We start from the raw sequence: 15,633 nt of genomic DNA, 5'->3' as shown, positions 1-15,633 counted from the left end.
CCCACGATCGTTCAATACGATCCGCCGGCGGCGGCCTATGCTCGGCAACGCATCCCCACCCACACGGAGAGAACGATGTCGGCATCACCGCATTCCCATACGATTCCCGCTGCACGAGGCCAATGCGAAACGATCGATCTGGCGGGCAAGATCGCGCTGATCGACGGTCATTGGCAACCACGCGTGGTCGCGGAAATGAACGATTACCAATTCAAGGTCGTCAAGCTCGAAGGCGAATTCGTCTGGCACCGGCACGGCGATACCGACGAAACCTTCATCGTGCTGGACGGCATCCTGCGTATCGATTTTCGCGGCGGCCCGCACGGCGACGCTTCGATCGAACTGCGAGCCGGTCAAATGGCCGTGGTGCCGAAAGGCATCGAGCACAAGCCTTGTGCGCAGGGTGAAGTGAAACTGCTGCTGATCGAGCCGCGCGGCGTCGTGAATACCGGCGACAGCGCAACCAGCGAACGCACGGTCGAGAACGATCAGTGGATTTGATGCCTCGCGCCGTGCCGCGCATCGACGGTGCGTCGTCCGTGTGGTCATCCGTCGGAACGATCGATGCCGCACCGGCAAAAAAAGCCTGGAAACATGCGTTTCCAGGCCTGGAGACCATCGACGAGGATGGTGGAGGAGACGGTGTCGTCCCGATGCGCGCCGCCCTTCTGCCGGCAGCGTCGCGCATGTTCCGCGGTCAGATCGCCCAGCCGCCGAGATAGAACGTGACGAGCACGGCGGCGATGAGCACGGTGCCGACGTTCAGCTTGCGGAATTCGCCGCTGGCGATGCGGCCGATCACGAGCGTCGAGAAGCCGAGCATGATGCCCGTCACGATGTTCGCGGTCAGCACGATGAACACCGCGCACACGAGCCCCGACATCGCGTCGACCATGTCGTCCATGTGCAGCTTGCTCACGCTGCCGAGCATCAGCAGGCCGACGTACATCAGCGCGGGGGCCGTGGCGTACGACGGCACGAGGCCCGCGAGCGGCGACAGGAACATCACGACCAGGAACAGCAGGCCGACCACGGCTGCCGCGAGGCCCGTCTTCGCGCCGGCGGCCACGCCGACGCTCGACTCGATGTAGGCCGCGGCGGGCGCGCCGCCGAGGAAGCCGGAGAAGATCGAGCTGACCGAATCGGCGGTCAGCGCGCGCCCGCCGTTGATGATGCGGCCATTCTCGTCGAGCTGGCCGGCCTGGCCCGCCACCGCGCGGATCGTGCCGGTCGCGTCGAACACGGCGGTCATCACGAGCGCCAGCACGCTCGGCAGCACGGACATCGACAGCGCGCCCTTGATGTCCATCGCGCCGATCAGCGACGCATGGCCCGGTGCGCTCAGCGACGGCAGCGCGAAGATGCCGTGGTACTTCACGGCCGGATCGAACACGAGGCCGATCAGCGAGATCGCGATCACGACGAGCAGGATGCCGCCCGGCACGCGACGCTTCTCGAGCCCGAAGATCGCGGCGAGGCCGACGACCGACATGATGACCGGGAACGCGGTGATCTGGCCGAGCGACACCGGCAGGCCGGCGCCCGGGTTCTTGATCACGAGCCCGACGTCGTTCGACGCGATCAGCAGCAGGAACAGGCCGATGCCGATCCCGGTGCCGTGCGCGACGCCCGCGGGCAGGTTGCGCAGAATCCACGAGCGCACGCCGGTGACCGAGATGCCCGTGAACACGAGGCCCATCAGGAACACCGCGCCGAGCGCGACGGTCGGATGCAGCCCCTTGCCGAGCACGAGGCCGAACGCGGTGAACGCGGTCAGCGAAATCGCGCAGCCGATCGCGATCGGCAGCTTCGCCCACAGGCCCATCAGCAAGGAGCCGAACGCGGTGGTCAGGCAGACCGCGACGAACACGGCGCTCGTGTCGAAGCCGGCCTTGCCGAACATGCCGGGCACGACGAACACGGAATAGACCATCGCGAGGAATGTGGTCACGCCCGCGACGATCTCGCGGCGCTGCGTGCTGCCGCGCGACGAAATGTCGAAGTACCGGTCGATGACTCCCTTGGTGCCGAAGTCCGTTTCTTCCGCGCCGACGCCGACCGTCGGCTGCACCGGGGTATCACTCATGAGCTTGCTCCTTTATCAGCGTACTGAAACGGTCGTAGCGGACCGTCGTCAGGGTGTCTCGAATCTGGTTGGAATGATCGGCAACGTCGTGGGGACGCCTGACGCGTGATTCGTGTCGTCGTACGCGCCGTGAGGCGGGCGCGAGTGTGTCGCGTCGTACGACGCGTGGTGTGGTCGACCCCGTCACGTGTGCTTTGCCGTAGCGAAGGTTAGGCGAACGGCCCATCACGTCCCATTGGGGGAAGAGCATGCAGCGCATGTCTCAGCGCTTATATCGGCGTGTAACGGGGCTTCGTCGTCGCGGAACGCGTGTATACGCCTAGTTCGAATCCGTTAAGGCGATTATTTGAATGCAGGGTCGGCGGGCAGGGCGGGAGCGGGTGGTGCATCCGATCTTACGAATGTCTTTCATCGAGGCTGCGCAGGCGCATGAAGCCGGCCGCGTTTCATGCAATGCGCGGCCGCGCGCAACCTGCATCCGGATGATACCGGTGCCGCGCGCGGGCTGCGCCGGCGCGCGTTCCGGCCCCTCGTTGCGTCAATCCCGTGCGAGATGCGTGAGATGCGCGAGGTACGCACAGAACATGTCGGCCATCGCGGTCGCATAGGCGTCGATTTCCGCCGGCGTGCGCGCGGTCTCGGAGAACGCCTTGCCGCCCGTCGTGAGCGTCGTCATGACCAGCTCGCACGCGGTCGCATGCGTGGCGTCCGACACGGCGGGCAGTGCCTCGCGCATGAACGCGCTGAAGATCCGGTTGCCCTCGGCCCGCACTGCCTGCACTTCGGGAGCGTCGCGATAGAGGGGCGCCGCATCGTCGAGTGCGATGCGCATGGGCGCCTCGTCGCATTCCGAACGGATGAACGCGTGGACGGCGGTGCGCAGCCGCTCGGGCGGCGTCTTCTGCCGATCCTGCAGCATCCCGCACAGCATGCCGGACGTCTGCCGCCACTCGTCGTGCTGGAGCCGGAACAGCACGGCCGCCTTGTTCGGGAAGTACTGATACAGCGAGCCGACGCTTACGCCGGCGCGCTCGGCGACGCGCGCCATCGTGAAGCGCTGCGCGCCTTCGGTCGTCAAAACCTGAATAGCGGCCTCCAGCACGTCGTCGACGAGCCGGGTCGAGCGGGCCTGCCGAGGCTGTCTGCGCGAGGCGATCGGGGCGTTGCGGCGGTCGGTCATGACGGGTCTGCCAATGCGAATAGCAAAACGTGAATAGTTCGTCATATTCTAGTCGGGTGCGCTGACGCACTCAACCTGACACTGGAGATTCGCATGACCACCTTGATTCACGACCCGCTGGCGTCGCTGCTCGCGCGCCTGTTCGACGAAGCCGATGCGTCGTCGCCCGCGTCGAATCCGGACTTCGCCGACCTGACGCACGACGAGCACGCGCGGCTGATGCGCAGCAAGACCGATTACGCCGATTTCTATGCGCGCCTGAAGGACTATCCGCTCGCGGTGTCGCGCGAGACGGGCACGCTGCTGTACATGCTCGCGCGCAGCGGCGGCGCGCGCTCGATCGTCGAGTTCGGCACGTCGTTCGGCATCTCGACACTGCACCTCGCGGCCGCGCTGCGCGACAACGGCGGCGGCCGGGTGATCACGAGCGAGTTCGAGGCGTCGAAGGTTGCGCGGGCACGGGCGAACCTGGCCGCGGCCGGGCTCGACGATCTCGTGGAGATCCGTGAAGGCGATGCGTTGCGCACGCTGGCCGTCGATCTGCCGGATACCGTCGACCTGCTGCTGCTCGACGGCGCGAAGGCGCTGTATCAGGAGATCCTCGCGCGGGTCGAGCCGCGGCTGCGGCCCGGCGCGTTCGTCGTCGCCGACAACGCGGAATACAGCCCCGACTATCTTGCCTACGTGCGCGCGCCGCGCAACGGCTACCTGTCGGTGCCGTTCGGCGGCGATGTCGAGCTGTCGATGCGGATTCGCTGAGGCCGGGGCGTTGCGCGGCAGCCGGAGCGGCATCGTAAAAATAGAGGATAACTGATCAAGCGGATGCGGCAGCGACGCCGCGGATTCGGGCAGCCGTCGTCGTGCGTTACTTCAGGAACACGTAACGCGCGAAATACGGAAAACGGCCGACCGCATGCTCGGTCGAACACGCCGGTTCCGGCGGCATGCCGCCCGCGGTGTCGAGCCGCTGCACGAAGCGCACGCCGGCGAGCGCGCCGGCCGTGGTCTTCGCGTCCGTTGCGGCCGGCGTCGCGGCGAGCAGCAGTTGCGGGATGCTGCCCGGGTGCGCGCCCGGCGCTTGCGCGAGCTTCTTGCCGGTGATCCGGCTGCCGTCGGTCGCCTCCCACGACGGCCCTGCGCCGTGCCGGACGACGAGCGTGCCGCTGCTGTCGAACAGCATCGCTTCCGGATGCAGGAACACCCACACGAGCTTGTGTCCGGCGTCGTAGTCGCACGTGTAGACCTGCACGCCGGCCGCGGTCGTCGACAGCACGGGCGTGGCCGGCCGGGGCGGCGCGAGACCGGCGGCTTCGTCGGCGCGGGCGGAGACGGTACAGACGGCCAGTGCAAGGCAGGCCGCGGCGGCCGGCAGCGTGGTGCGTTGCAGGGAACGGCTTCGCATGGCAGGGCATCCTTTCAGGTCGGGTGACGGTCAACCATCGGCGAGCCCGTCAACGCTAGACGCTAATCGCGCCGGCCGCAATGCGCACATGACGATCGCGGCGATAGCCGCCGCGATCGTCCGATTCAAACCGGCAATCTCAAGCGGCGCCGGCCGGCGTCGGCGCATGCTCGGCGATCAGGCGTTCGGCCTTCAGCGCGTCCCACAGCGCGGCCGGAATCGGCGCCGACGCGAGCCGCAGGTTCTCGTCGATGCGATCGGGGCGGCTCGCGCCGGGGATCACGGCCGCGACGGCCGGATGCGCGAGCGAGAACTGCAGCGCCACCGCGCGCACGTCGACGCCGAACCGTTCGCTGATCTGCCGGATGCGCGCGACGCGATCGAGCATCGCCTGCGTGGCCGGCTGATATTCGAAGTGGGTGCCGCCGGCGAGCACGCCGGAGTTGTACGGGCCGCCGACGATGATGCCGAGCCCGCGCGCGGCGCTTTCCGGCATCAGCCGTTCGAGCGCGCCCGCATGGTCGAGCAGCGTGTAGCGGCCGGCCAGCAGGAAGCCGTCCGGGTCCGAGCGTTCGAGCGCGAGCGCGCACGGCTCGATCCGGTTCACGCCGAGGCCCCAGCCCTTGATGACCTTCTCGTCGCGCAGCCGCGTGAGCGCCTTGGCGGCGCCCGACATCGCGACGTCGAACACGTCGAGCCAGCGTTCGCCGTGGAAGTCGATCGCCGGATCGTGGATCCACACGGTGTCGAGCCGGTCGGTGCGCAGCCGCTTCAGGCTCGCTTCGATCGAGCGCAGCGTGCCGTCTTCGGTGTAGTCGTAGACGATCCGGTTCGGCAGGCCGTGCTGGAACAGCCCGCCCTTCTCGCCGAGATCGCGCTGCGATGCGTCCTCGTGCTCGTCGAGCACGAGGCGGCCGACCTTGGTGCCGAGCGAGTATTCATCGCGCGGCCGGCCGGCGAGCGCTTCGCCCAGGCGCAGCTCGGCGAGACCGGCGCCATACAGCGGCGCCGCGTCGAAGTAGCGGATACCGTTGTTCCAGGCCGCGTCGATCGTGGCCAGTGCTTCTTCGTTCGGGATGGCCCGATACATGTTGCCCAGCGGCGCAGTGCCGAAACCCAGGCGGGAAGGGAGCGTGATTCTCATGTGCGTTTTCCTGTTGTGCGTTTTCCTGTCACGCCGCGGCTTGCGCGAGCGTCGGATAGTCGGTCAGGCCCGGTGCGCCGCCGCCGAACAGCGTGTTGCGGTCGTGCGGCGCGAGCGTGGCGCCGGTACGCAGGCGCTCGGGCAGGTCGGGGTTCGCGACGAACGGGCGGCCGAATGCGACGAGGTCGGCCCAGCCGGCGGCGATCGCTTCGCGGGCGCGCTCGGCGGTGTAGGCACCGGCGTAGATCAGCACGCCGGGGTACGCGGCACGCAGCCGTTGCTTGAATTCGACCGGCATCAGCGGCGCGTCGTCCCAGTCGGCTTCCGCGATGTGCAGGTAGCCGACGCCGAGTTCGCCGAGCAGCTTCGCGGCGGCGAGGTAGGTCGTTTCCGGATCGTCGTCGACGCAGCCGTTCAGCGTGGTCAGCGGCGCGAGGCGGATGCCGACGCGCGATGCGTCGCCCGTGCCTTCGATCAGCGCCTGCGCGACTTCGCGCAGGAAGCGCAGCCGGTTTTCGAGCGAGCCGCCGTAGGCGTCGGTGCGCGTGTTCGCGTTCGAGTCGATGAACTGGTTCACGAGATAGCCGTTCGCGCCGTGCAGCTCGACGCCGTCGAAGCCGGCTTCGATCGCGTGGCGGGCGGCGGCGCGGTACTGATCGACGATCTCGCGGATCTCGTCGACGGACAGCGCGCGCGGCTCGGACGCCTGCACGAAGCCCGGCGTGCTGCCGTCTTCACCGGCGACGAACACGTTCACGCCCTTCGCCTGGAGCGGCGACGACGACACGGGTTGCAGGCCGCCGAGCAGGCTCGTGTGGCTCAGCCGGCCGACGTGCCAGAGCTGCGCGAAGATGCGGCCATGCGCGGCGTGGACGGCCTGAGTCACCTTGCGCCACCCGGCCACCTGCGACGGCGTATGGATGCCGGGCGTCCATGCGTAGCCCTTGCCGAGCGGCGCGATATAGGTGCCTTCGCTGACGATCAGGCCCGCACTCGCGCGTTGCGCGTAATACGCGGCCATCAGTTCGTTGGCTTCGTCGCCGGGCTGGCTGGCGCGCGAACGCGTCATCGGCGGCATCACGATGCGGTTCGGCAGCGTCAGCGTGCCGAATTGCAGCGGTTGGAAAAGCGGGTCGTGGGTCATGAGGGTGTCCTGTCGGTGCCGCGGTTGTCGGGCCGCGGCGAATCGGATAGCGAAGGGCGGGCGGTGCGTTCAGTCCCACTTCGGCGCGAGGCCGGCCGGGTCGACTTCGCGGCCGTTGCGCTCGAGCGCGGCGATCTGCGCCATGTCGTCGTCGGTCAGGCGCAGCGTCTGCGCGAGCAGGTTGCTCGCGAGGTTCTCGCGCTTGGTCGACGACGGAATCACCGAGTAGCCGAGCTGCAGCGCCCAGGCGAGCGCGACTTGCGCCGGCGTCGCGTTGTGACGCTGCGCGATCGCGCCGATCACCGGGTCGCCGAGCACCTTGCCGTATGCGAGCGTCATGTACGACGTCACGTGGATGCCTTCGGCGTTCAGGAACTCGACCAGCTTGCGGTTCTGCAGGTACGGGCTCAGTTCGATCTGGTTCGTCGCGATCGCATCCTTGCCGACGGCCGCGATCGCTTCCTTCGTCAGGTCGATGTTGAAGTTCGAGATGCCGATCCGGCGCGTGAGGCCCTTCGCCTTCGCTTCGGCCAGCGCGGTCATGAACGCCTGGATCGATACGCCGTTGCCCGGGGCCGGCCAGTGGATCAGCGTCAGGTCGACGGTGTCGGTGCGCAGCTTGCGCAGGCTTTCCTCGAGGCTGGCGGCCAGCTTTTCCGGTGCGTAGTTGTCGACCCAGATCTTGGTCGTGAGGAACAGGTCTTCGCGGCGCACGCCCGAGGCGGCGATCGCTTCGCCGACTTCGGCTTCGTTGCCGTAGATCTGCGCGGTGTCGATCGCGCGGTAGCCGACGTCGAGGCCGTTGCGGACCGAGTCGATGACAACCTGGCCTTGCAGGCGGAACGTACCGAGGCCGAATGCGGGAATGTTGCTCATGATGTGCTCCTGGAAGGGGTGGAACGGTTGCGGTATGGAAGTCATTCTGGCGCTTCGAACTGATGAGATAAACGCCGTTAGAGGTCAAAAATATTTGATTTGAAATCAAATATTGATCGTGAATCCGGCCGGCGCGGCGCGATGCCGGCCTCAGGCGGTGCGCGCCTGCGGGTTTGCCGCGGCGTTCGCGTGGAACGCCGGCAGCACGTCCGATGCGATCTCCGCCATCGTCGCGCCGAGCGGGCGCCGGTTGCGGCGGAAATGCAGCCCGATGTGCTGCACGCCCGCGTTGCGCATCGCCGCGAGTTCCTCGGTCAGCGCGATGCGTCCGGCGCGCGCGCCGAAGCGGTGCCGCTGCAGCGGCGCGTGCGGGTCTTCCGCGAGGTCGAGGTGGATGAAGCTCACGTACGGCTTGTTGCCGGCCACCGCGCGCCAGTTCGCCGCGCGCTGCGTGTGATCGGCCGGCGTGCCGGGATACGCGAGGCAGCCGTCCATGTGTTCGCCGATCCACGCGGGCGTCTGCTGCGCGAGACCCGCGACGAGCAGCGGCACCGGCGAGCGTGCGGCCGGCAGGACGTCGAGGCCCGGCGGCAGATGCCCGCGCGCGCCGTCGCGCAGCAGCGCGATCTGGTCGCGGAAGTTCGCACCGCGCGACGCGAAGTCGCGGCCGAACAGCGGATATTCGACCGGCCGGTCGCCGCTCGCGACGCCGAGCAGCAGGCGCCCGCCGCTCAGTTCCTGGATCGTCGCGGCCGATTTCAGCGTCAGCAGCGGCTCGCGCAGCGGCAGCACCACGGCCGCCGTGCCGAGCAGGATGTCGCGCGTGATGCCGGCGAGGTAGCCGAGATACGAGAACGTTTCGAACACCTGCGCGGCGTCGCCGAACGACGGGTCGTACACCGGCACGTCGCGCACCCAGAGCACGCGGAAGCCGAGCGTGTCGGCCAGTCGCGCGAGTGCCGCGTGGTTTTCGAGGTCGGGCACGCCCGGGCGGCGGCCGTCATGCTGGCGCTTCGCATCGCCGGCCGGCGACCAGTCGTTGTCGAGCGGCAGTTCGATGCCGACGCTGAAGCCGCCGTTGGCGAGCCTGTCGAGTGAGGTGGACATGGTTGGGCTTTCCCTTCGTTCAGACTGCCCGCAGGCTGCCTTCGAGCCGGTGGAAATCCAGCGACGACGCGGTGAAGAACGAGCGCGACGTGCCGGCGGCGAAATCGTCGATGTGCACGACCGTCGCGCGGTCGGCTTCCTGCCACGAGATCGCGTAGGTCTCGCCGGCGACGGGCTGCCACGTATAGGCGACTTCGCCCCTGGCACCCGCGTACGCGCCTTCGGTGATCTCGTAGCGCATGTGGAGGCCGTCTTCGTCGTACGTGTTGAGTGCGGTGAGGCCGTCGTAACGGACTTCGAAAGTCTTGCCGGCGAACGGCGGGCGTCGGGTCGATGCGTTCATGCTGTTTGGCTCCTGCAAAAAGTGACGTTCAATGTGCGAGTTCGACGGGTTCGGCCGTGCGTGCCGGCAGGCCCTGACGGCTGTCGAGGCGGCCGCTCAGTGCGGTCAGCGCGAACGCGCCGAGCGTGACGGCGGCCGCGATCCACGGCGTATGGCCGAGGCCGACGTTCGCGACGATCAGGCCGCCGAGCGACGAGCCGCCCGCGACGCCGAGGTTGAAGGCGGCGATGTTGAAGCCCGACGCGACGTCGGTGGCGTCCGGCGCGAAGTGACGCGCCTGCTTGACGACGTACACCTGCAGGCCGGGCACGTTGCCGAAGGCGACCGCGCCCCACGCGAGCATCGTCAGCACCGCGAGCCACTTCACGTGCACGGTGAAGGTCAGCGCGAGCAGCACGACCGCGAGCAGCAGGAAGATCCGCTTGAGCGCCTTGACCGGGCCGACGCTGTCGGCGAGCTTGCCGCCCCACACGTTGCCGAACGCGACCGACACGCCGTAGCCGACGAGCACGAGGCTGACCTGCGACGGCGTGAAGCCGGCGATCTGTTCGAGCAGCGGCGCCATGTACGTGAACGCGATCAGCGAGCCGCCGTAGCCGACCGCCGTCATCGCATAGACGAGCAGCAGGCGCGGCTGGGCGAGCACGCGGAACTGGCGGGCGAGCGGCGCGGGCGGTGTTTGCGGGAGGCCGCGCGGCACGAACGCCACCGCGCCGAGGAATGCAACGAGGCCGAACAGCGCGACGATCAGGAACGTCGCGCGCCAGCCGAAGTGCTGGCCGATGAAGGTGCCGAGCGGAATGCCGGCGACGAACGCGACCGTCATCCCGCTGAACATCGTCGCGATCGCGCTGGCGGCCTTCTCCTTCGGCACGAGCGTGGTTGCGATGATCGAGCCGACCGAGAAGAACACGCCGTGCGCGAGGCCGGTGAGAATGCGCGCGACGATCAGCGATTCGTAGCTCGGCGCCTGCCAGGCGACGAGGTTGCCGACGGTGAACAGCGCCATCAGCGCGGCGAGCAGCGTCTTGCGCGGCACGCGGCCGGTGAGCGCGGTGAGGAGCGGCGCGCCGATCGCGACGCTCAGCGCGTAGAGGCTGACGAGCAGGCCGGCCGACGGCAGGCTGACGCCGAGATCGGCGCCGATCGTCGGAATCAGCCCGACGATCACGAATTCGGTCGTGCCGATGGCAAAGGCGCTGATGGTCAGCGCAAGCAGGGCGAGTGGCATGATGGGATCCTGGTTCCAGTAAGGATGGATCGCAGTGTGCCGCCTTTACTTTTGCAGAAAAACCAGCCTATAAATCAAATTGTTTTGATTTCAGATCAACAATGAAAATCACGCTCGACGAACTCCAGGCCTTTGCGGCCGTGGTCGACTCCGGTTCGATCACCGCCGCCGCGCAGCAGCTCGACCTCACCGTATCGGCCGCCAGCCGTACGCTCGCGCGGCTCGAGGAGAAGCTGAAGACCACGCTGCTGCGCCGGACCACGCGCCGGCTGGAACTGACGGAAGAAGGGCGCGCGTTCCTGCAGAACGCGCGCGCGATCATCGAATCGGTCGAGAATGCCGAGGAGCAGATGCTCGCGCGGCGCGAGATGCCGTCGGGGCGGCTGCGCGTCGACGCCGCGACGCCGTTCATGCTGCACGTGATCGTGCCGCTCGTGCGCGGCTACCGCGAACGCTTCCCGAAGGTCGATCTGGAGCTCAACAGCAACGAGGGGATCATCGACCTGCTCGAGCGGCGCACCGACGTCGCGATCCGGATCGGCCGGCTCAAGGATTCGACGCTGCACAGCCGGCGGATCGGCAACAGCCGGCTGCGCATCCTCGCGAGCCCCGCGTATCTCGAAGCGCACGGCCAGCCGCGCAAGATCGAGGATCTCGACAAGCACACGCTGCTCGGCTTCACGCAGCCCGAATCGCTGAACGTGTGGCCGATCCTTGGCACGGACGGCGAGCCGTCGCGCATCGAGCCCGGCATCTGGTCGTCGAGCGGCGAGACGCTGCGGCAGCTCGCGCTGGATGGCGCGGGTGTCGTGTGCCTGTCGGATTTCATGACCGCGCAGGATCGCGAGGCCGGGCGTCTCGTGCAGGTGCTCGGCCGGCAGACGCTCGACGTCGAACAGCCGATCAACGCGGTGTATTACCGGAACACGGCGATTTCGTCGCGGATCGCGTCGTTCGTCGATTACATGGTGGAGGCGCTGGGCGGCACCGGTAGCGGCGGCGATGCGCCGTCGCGGCGCAAGGCCGCGTGGGTGGGGCCGCTGTAAGCGCGGCGGGCGGGGCGGGCAGACGGGCGGCCGCCGTCATGCACCGGCGTGCCGCATGGCGCTTGCGCCGCGGGCACGCCGTCGCGCATTGTGTGCCTTATGCCTCTTCCGACCACGACATGTTGTCGCGCGCGAGCAGCGCCGACGAGGCCGCCGGCCCGAACGTGCCGGCCGTGTAGAGGCGCGGACGGTCGCCGAGCTGCTTCCAGCCGTCGAGGATCGGCTCGACCCACGACCATGCGGCTTCGAGCTCGTCGCGACGCATGAAGTGCGTGAGGCGCCCGCGGATCACGTCGATCAGCAGCCGTTCGTACGCTTCGGCGCGCCGTTCCGGAATCGCCTGCTGCAGATCGAGGTTCAGGCTCACGGGCACCATGTTCATCCCGCTGCCCGGTTCCTTCGCGAGCATCTGCAGCTGGATCGATTCTTCCGGCTGGAGCTGGATCACGAGACGGTTGCTGTAGTGGCGCGGGCCGCTCGGGATGATCGAGAACGGCATGTCCGCGAATTCGATCACGATTTCCGACTGGCGGCGCTGCAGCCGCTTGCCGGTGCGCAGGAAGAACGGCACGTTCGCCCAGCGCCAGTTGTTGATGTGCGTGCGCAGTGCGACGAAGGTTTCCGCGCGGCTGTCCGCCGGCACGTTGTCTTCCTCGAGATAGCCCTTCACCGGCTGGCCGTCGACCGCGCCGGCCGTGTACTGGCCGCGCACCGTGTCGCGCGCGACGTCCGACAGCGCCATCGGGCGCAGCGAGCGCAGCACCTTCAGCTTTTCGTCGCGCACTGCGTCCGGGTCGAGCGACACCGGCGGCTCCATCGCGACGATGCACAGCAGTTGCAGCAGGTGGTTCTGCACCATGTCGCGCAGCGCGCCGGTATGGTCGTAGAAGCCCGCGCGGCTGCCCACGCCCACCGTCTCCGCGACCGTGATCTGCACGCTGCGGATGCTCGGCGCCTGCCACAGCGGCCCGAAGATCGGGTTGCCGAAGCGCAGCACCATCAGGTTCTGCACGGTTTCCTTGCCGAGATAGTGGTCGATCCGATAGATCTGCGATTCCTCGAAGTGCTTGCCGACCGCATCGTTGATGGCCTTCGCCGACGCGAGATCGTGGCCCAGCGGCTTTTCGAGCACGACGCGCGAGCGCGAATCGACGAGGTTCGCGGCCGACAGGTTGTCGCAGATGGTGGTGAACAGCTCCGGCGACGTCGACAGGTAGAACACGCGGATCGCGTCGCCGCGCGCCGCTTCCGCGAGCCGCGCGTAGTCTTCCGGCGCGTTCACGTCGATCAGCACGTACTTGAACAGGTCGAGGAAGCGGGCCCACGCGTCGGCGTCGAAGGCCTTGTCGTCGATGAACGGGCGCGACTGCTCGTCCATGAACTGGCGGTAGCCGTCGATGCCCCAGTCGCGGCGGCCGACCGCGATGATGCGCGTCTCCGGCGGCAGGTTGCAGTGCAGGTGCGCCATGTACAGCGCGGGCAACAGCTTGCGGGCGGCCAGGTCGCCGCCGCCGCCGAAGATGATCATGTCGACGGGACGGTCGGCTTCGGTCTGGTTGGGCTGATTCGTCATGAGTGGTTCGCGGTCTGAAACGGGTGAGCGTGGAACGAATGTCGAAGCGCCGGGCGCCGGTGCGTTGGCGCGCCAGTACGTGAAAACGCTAATAGTGCACGCTTTTGGGCGATTGCGTATGGGTTCGCCCATATGTAACGGCGCTTGTTTTTCATACGTTGGTATGATTATGATTGAGCACTCACTCATTAAAGGAATCGAACGTGGCCCGACCGCGCAGTCCCGACAAGCACGACGCCATCCTTGCCGCCGCCGCCCGCGCGCTCGCGGAGGACGGCGCGAGCGCGACCACCGCGCGCATCGCGCGGCTCGCCGGCGTCGCGGAAGGCACGGTGTTCACGTACTTCGACACCAAGGACGCGCTGCTGAACGCGTTGTACGTGAGCCTGAAGGCCGGGATGCGCGACGCGATGATGACCGGGTATCCGGAGCACGCGCCGGCCGAACGGGCGATGCGGCATGCGTGGAACGGCTATGTGTCGTGGGGCGTCGCGAACCCGGACGGGCGGCGCGCGCTGCAGCAGCTCGGCGTGAGCGGCCGCATCGACGATGCGCATCGCGCGGCCGGGGCCGAAGGGTTCGGCGCGATCAGCGCGTTGCTGCGCGCGCAGGTCGCTGCGGCGGGCGGACTCGGGGTTGACGACGCGCATGCGTTCTGTGCGGCGCTGTTCACGTCGATCGCTGAAACGGCGATGGAGTCGATCGCGCGCGAGCCGGCGCTGGCCGATGCGTATCGGGAAGCCGGGTTTCGGGCGTTGTGGGCCGTGTTGCACGCGGTGTGAGCGGGCGGCGGGCGTAACGAACAGGCGGACGGTCGGCGGCGCGCGGTTCGGGCGATGGTGACGGCGATCGCGATGCGCTCGCGGCGGCGGGGATTTCAGGCAGGGCGATGGGTCGCATGAATGATTGCGTCATCGCTCAAATTAATGAGTGAGTAATCATTCATTTTGTTGTTTCAACTTCATCGAGGTGTGAGAAATGTCGAAAGTCTGGCTGGTAACGGGGGCCGCGCGCGGCCTCGGGCGCGCGATTGCGGAGGCGGTGCTGACGGCGGGCGACCGGCTGGTGGCCGGTGCGCGCGATCCCGCGCGACTCGCGGATCTGGAAGAACGGTACGGCGACCGCGTGCTGCCGATGGAACTCGACGTGACCGACGCAGCGGCCGCCGCGCATGCGGTGGCGGCCGCCCGCGACGCATTCGGCCGTATCGACGTGCTGGTGAACAACGCGGGCTACGGGCATACGGCGCCGTTCGAGCAGATGGGCGCCGACGACTTCCGCGACCAGATCGAAACGAACCTGTTCGGCGTGGTCAACCTGACGCGCGCGGTGCTGCCGACGATGCGCGCGCAACGCGCGGGGCACATCTTCCAGGTGTCGTCGGTCGGCGGGCGCACGTCGACGGCCGGGTTGTCCGCGTACCAGGCCGCGAAGTGGGCGGTCGGCGGGTTCAGCGACGTGCTGTCGAAGGAAGTCGCGCCGTTCGGCGTGCGCGTGTGCACGCTGGAGCCGGGCGGGATGCGGACCGAATGGGCCGCGCAGGCGAAGCGCGACGTCGACGGCCTGCTACCCGACTACCAGCCGTCGGTCGGGAAGATTCTCGAACTGCTCGGCGCGTACGGCGGCCATGAGGTCGGCGATCCTGCGCGGATCGCGGCGCTGATCGTCGAACTGTCGCGTCGCGACGACGTGCCGATGCGCCTGCTGCTCGGCGGCGATGCGCTGTTCGTGTGCGAGCAGGCGGAAACGCAGCGCGCGGAGGAGGCGGGGCGGTGGCGGGATGCCACGCTGTCGACGATGTTCCCGGACGCGAAACTGCCGGACGGGTTGGAGGCGCTGAAGGGGTTGGAGTGAGCGCTGACGCTTGAGTTGTCGGTGAAACCGGGTGAGCGGTGTGGACGGTCGCGCGAATCCGGGCTCGCAGTACGGGCAATCGCGCGCCGGCGCGCGATTGCCCGTTCGATACACCGCGCGATTTGAACAGCGCGGACGGCCGATTCGGATAAGAGCCGCTCAGGCTTCATTGATGTGCTGCCGGAAGATTTCCATCCAGCGCGCCTGTTCCTTCTCGCTCACCATCTGGATATGCCACTCGGTGTTCTCGATGTCCGCGACCCTGACGAAGAAGCCGCTCATGGCGTCCGCTTTCAGTTTCGCGAGGTGGTGATTGCCGACATTTTCAAGTGCGCCGGTCGCGCCGCCGAAGGCGGTCATGCGTGTCTGTCCTGCGTGCACTTTGCTGGCTTCCCAACTGCGAACATCGCTGTACGGATAGGCCTTGACCTTCCATTTCTCTGCAACGGCGATGTGCTTCGTCTTCGTATTGATGGCGATGCCGCTGTGTCCGTGGAAGAACGAATATCCGTCACCTTCGCTCAATGCGATCGCTTGCCGCACCTGCTGCTTCAGCTCCTTTTTCTTGACGGATCCCCAGACCAGCATGCCCACGACAATCAAAAGAAAAATGATGAAAAGAAACATTTTTTGCTCGCTCGATGAAA

General features: G+C 67.6%; 16 protein-coding genes. 5 read left to right on the top strand and 11 right to left on the bottom strand.

Annotated elements, in window-relative coordinates; genetic code table 11:
* The first annotated feature begins 75 nt into the window (after positions 1–75).
* Positions 76–501 carry a cupin domain-containing protein gene (locus DCN14_RS13450; protein WP_096506544.1) on the top strand — a complete coding sequence of 142 codons (426 nt, stop codon included), beginning with the start codon at positions 76–78 and terminating at the stop codon, positions 499–501.
* Positions 502–697: 196 nt separating this feature from the next.
* Here the strand turns inward: DCN14_RS13450 and DCN14_RS13445 are convergent, their stop codons facing one another.
* Both DCN14_RS13445 and DCN14_RS13440 read right to left on the bottom strand, forming a co-directional pair.
* Entirely contained in the window at positions 698–2,086 is a 1,389-nt protein-coding gene (locus DCN14_RS13445) for an NCS2 family permease (protein WP_096506545.1), read from the bottom strand.
* Positions 2,087–2,624: 538 nt separating this feature from the next.
* The gene (locus DCN14_RS13440) at positions 2,625–3,311 is read right to left on the bottom strand and encodes a TetR family transcriptional regulator (protein ID WP_096506546.1); all 687 of its coding nucleotides are present in this window, start codon (positions 3,309–3,311) and stop codon (positions 2,625–2,627) included.
* A gap of 48 nt (positions 3,312–3,359) precedes the next feature.
* Between DCN14_RS13440 and DCN14_RS13435 the strand changes: the two genes are divergently transcribed.
* A complete protein-coding gene (locus tag DCN14_RS13435; protein WP_096506547.1) occupies positions 3,360–4,025 on the top strand; it encodes a class I SAM-dependent methyltransferase in 666 nt (221 codons plus the stop codon).
* Between the two features lie 106 nt (positions 4,026–4,131).
* Here DCN14_RS13435 and DCN14_RS13430 read toward each other — a convergent pair whose 3' ends face one another.
* From DCN14_RS13430 to DCN14_RS13400, 7 genes are all read right to left on the bottom strand, one after another.
* Positions 4,132–4,668, bottom strand: coding sequence for a DUF3455 domain-containing protein (locus DCN14_RS13430; protein WP_096506548.1), 537 nt, complete (start codon positions 4,666–4,668; stop codon positions 4,132–4,134).
* A gap of 139 nt (positions 4,669–4,807) precedes the next feature.
* On the bottom strand, positions 4,808–5,812 hold the full coding sequence (locus DCN14_RS13425; protein WP_096506549.1) for an aldo/keto reductase: 1,005 nt from the start codon (positions 5,810–5,812) through the stop codon (positions 4,808–4,810).
* Positions 5,813–5,840: 28 nt separating this feature from the next.
* On the bottom strand, positions 5,841–6,956 hold the full coding sequence (locus DCN14_RS13420; RefSeq protein ID WP_096506550.1) for an alkene reductase: 1,116 nt from the start codon (positions 6,954–6,956) through the stop codon (positions 5,841–5,843).
* Positions 6,957–7,025: 69 nt separating this feature from the next.
* Complete coding sequence (gene dkgB, locus DCN14_RS13415) at positions 7,026–7,832, bottom strand: 2,5-didehydrogluconate reductase DkgB (RefSeq protein ID WP_096506551.1); 807 nt, start codon at positions 7,830–7,832, stop codon at positions 7,026–7,028.
* Positions 7,833–7,982: 150 nt separating this feature from the next.
* Positions 7,983–8,939, bottom strand: coding sequence for a TIGR03571 family LLM class oxidoreductase (locus tag DCN14_RS13410; protein WP_096506552.1), 957 nt, complete (start codon positions 8,937–8,939; stop codon positions 7,983–7,985).
* 19 nt (positions 8,940–8,958) lie between these two features.
* Positions 8,959–9,282 (bottom strand): adenylate cyclase, encoded by a 324-nt coding sequence (locus tag DCN14_RS13405; RefSeq protein ID WP_096506553.1) that lies wholly within the window; start codon positions 9,280–9,282, stop codon positions 8,959–8,961.
* 28 nt (positions 9,283–9,310) lie between these two features.
* Positions 9,311–10,513: an MFS transporter gene (locus DCN14_RS13400; protein WP_096506554.1), complete on the bottom strand. Its 1,203-nt coding sequence runs from the start codon at positions 10,511–10,513 to the stop codon at positions 9,311–9,313.
* Between the two features lie 101 nt (positions 10,514–10,614).
* On the opposite strand from DCN14_RS13400, the gene DCN14_RS13395 reads away from it, so the two are divergent.
* On the top strand, positions 10,615–11,559 hold the full coding sequence (locus DCN14_RS13395; protein WP_096506555.1) for a LysR family transcriptional regulator: 945 nt from the start codon (positions 10,615–10,617) through the stop codon (positions 11,557–11,559).
* 97 nt (positions 11,560–11,656) lie between these two features.
* Here the strand turns inward: DCN14_RS13395 and zwf are convergent, their stop codons facing one another.
* The gene (gene zwf / locus DCN14_RS13390) at positions 11,657–13,132 is read right to left on the bottom strand and encodes a glucose-6-phosphate dehydrogenase (RefSeq protein ID WP_096506556.1); all 1,476 of its coding nucleotides are present in this window, start codon (positions 13,130–13,132) and stop codon (positions 11,657–11,659) included.
* 203 nt (positions 13,133–13,335) lie between these two features.
* On the opposite strand from zwf, the gene DCN14_RS13385 reads away from it, so the two are divergent.
* Both DCN14_RS13385 and DCN14_RS13380 read left to right on the top strand, forming a co-directional pair.
* Positions 13,336–13,914, top strand: coding sequence for a TetR/AcrR family transcriptional regulator (locus tag DCN14_RS13385; RefSeq protein WP_096506557.1), 579 nt, complete (start codon positions 13,336–13,338; stop codon positions 13,912–13,914).
* A gap of 196 nt (positions 13,915–14,110) precedes the next feature.
* Positions 14,111–14,986: an SDR family NAD(P)-dependent oxidoreductase gene (locus DCN14_RS13380; protein WP_096506558.1), complete on the top strand. Its 876-nt coding sequence runs from the start codon at positions 14,111–14,113 to the stop codon at positions 14,984–14,986.
* Positions 14,987–15,145: 159 nt separating this feature from the next.
* Here DCN14_RS13380 and DCN14_RS13375 read toward each other — a convergent pair whose 3' ends face one another.
* Positions 15,146–15,613, bottom strand: a complete 468-nt coding sequence (locus DCN14_RS13375) for a DUF4755 domain-containing protein (protein ID WP_096506559.1) — start codon at positions 15,611–15,613, stop codon at positions 15,146–15,148.
* Between the last annotated feature and the right edge of the window lie 20 nt (positions 15,614–15,633).

The organism is Burkholderia sp. IDO3 (assembly GCF_003366075.1).
GTDB classification, from domain to species: Bacteria; Pseudomonadota; Gammaproteobacteria; order Burkholderiales; family Burkholderiaceae; genus Burkholderia; species Burkholderia anthina.
Note: the sequence above shows the minus strand (reverse complement) of the source record. Positions and strands in the feature narration are given on the sequence as shown.

Coding starts and splice junctions, on each gene's coding strand:
- DCN14_RS13450 (WP_096506544.1), top strand. CDS start 76: ATGTCGGCATCACCGCATTCCCATACGATTCCCGCTGCACGAGGCCAA.
- DCN14_RS13445 (WP_096506545.1), bottom strand. CDS start 2,086: ATGAGTGATACCCCGGTGCAGCCGACGGTCGGCGTCGGCGCGGAAGAA.
- DCN14_RS13440 (WP_096506546.1), bottom strand. CDS start 3,311: ATGACGAACTATTCACGTTTTGCTATTCGCATTGGCAGACCCGTCATG.
- DCN14_RS13435 (WP_096506547.1), top strand. CDS start 3,360: ATGACCACCTTGATTCACGACCCGCTGGCGTCGCTGCTCGCGCGCCTG.
- DCN14_RS13430 (WP_096506548.1), bottom strand. CDS start 4,668: ATGCGAAGCCGTTCCCTGCAACGCACCACGCTGCCGGCCGCCGCGGCC.
- DCN14_RS13425 (WP_096506549.1), bottom strand. CDS start 5,812: ATGAGAATCACGCTCCCTTCCCGCCTGGGTTTCGGCACTGCGCCGCTG.
- DCN14_RS13420 (WP_096506550.1), bottom strand. CDS start 6,956: ATGACCCACGACCCGCTTTTCCAACCGCTGCAATTCGGCACGCTGACG.
- dkgB (WP_096506551.1), bottom strand. CDS start 7,832: ATGAGCAACATTCCCGCATTCGGCCTCGGTACGTTCCGCCTGCAAGGC.
- DCN14_RS13410 (WP_096506552.1), bottom strand. CDS start 8,939: ATGTCCACCTCACTCGACAGGCTCGCCAACGGCGGCTTCAGCGTCGGC.
- DCN14_RS13405 (WP_096506553.1), bottom strand. CDS start 9,282: ATGAACGCATCGACCCGACGCCCGCCGTTCGCCGGCAAGACTTTCGAA.
- DCN14_RS13400 (WP_096506554.1), bottom strand. CDS start 10,513: ATGCCACTCGCCCTGCTTGCGCTGACCATCAGCGCCTTTGCCATCGGC.
- DCN14_RS13395 (WP_096506555.1), top strand. CDS start 10,615: ATGAAAATCACGCTCGACGAACTCCAGGCCTTTGCGGCCGTGGTCGAC.
- zwf (WP_096506556.1), bottom strand. CDS start 13,132: ATGACGAATCAGCCCAACCAGACCGAAGCCGACCGTCCCGTCGACATG.
- DCN14_RS13380 (WP_096506558.1), top strand. CDS start 14,111: ATGTCGAAAGTCTGGCTGGTAACGGGGGCCGCGCGCGGCCTCGGGCGC.
- DCN14_RS13375 (WP_096506559.1), bottom strand. CDS start 15,613: ATGTTTCTTTTCATCATTTTTCTTTTGATTGTCGTGGGCATGCTGGTC.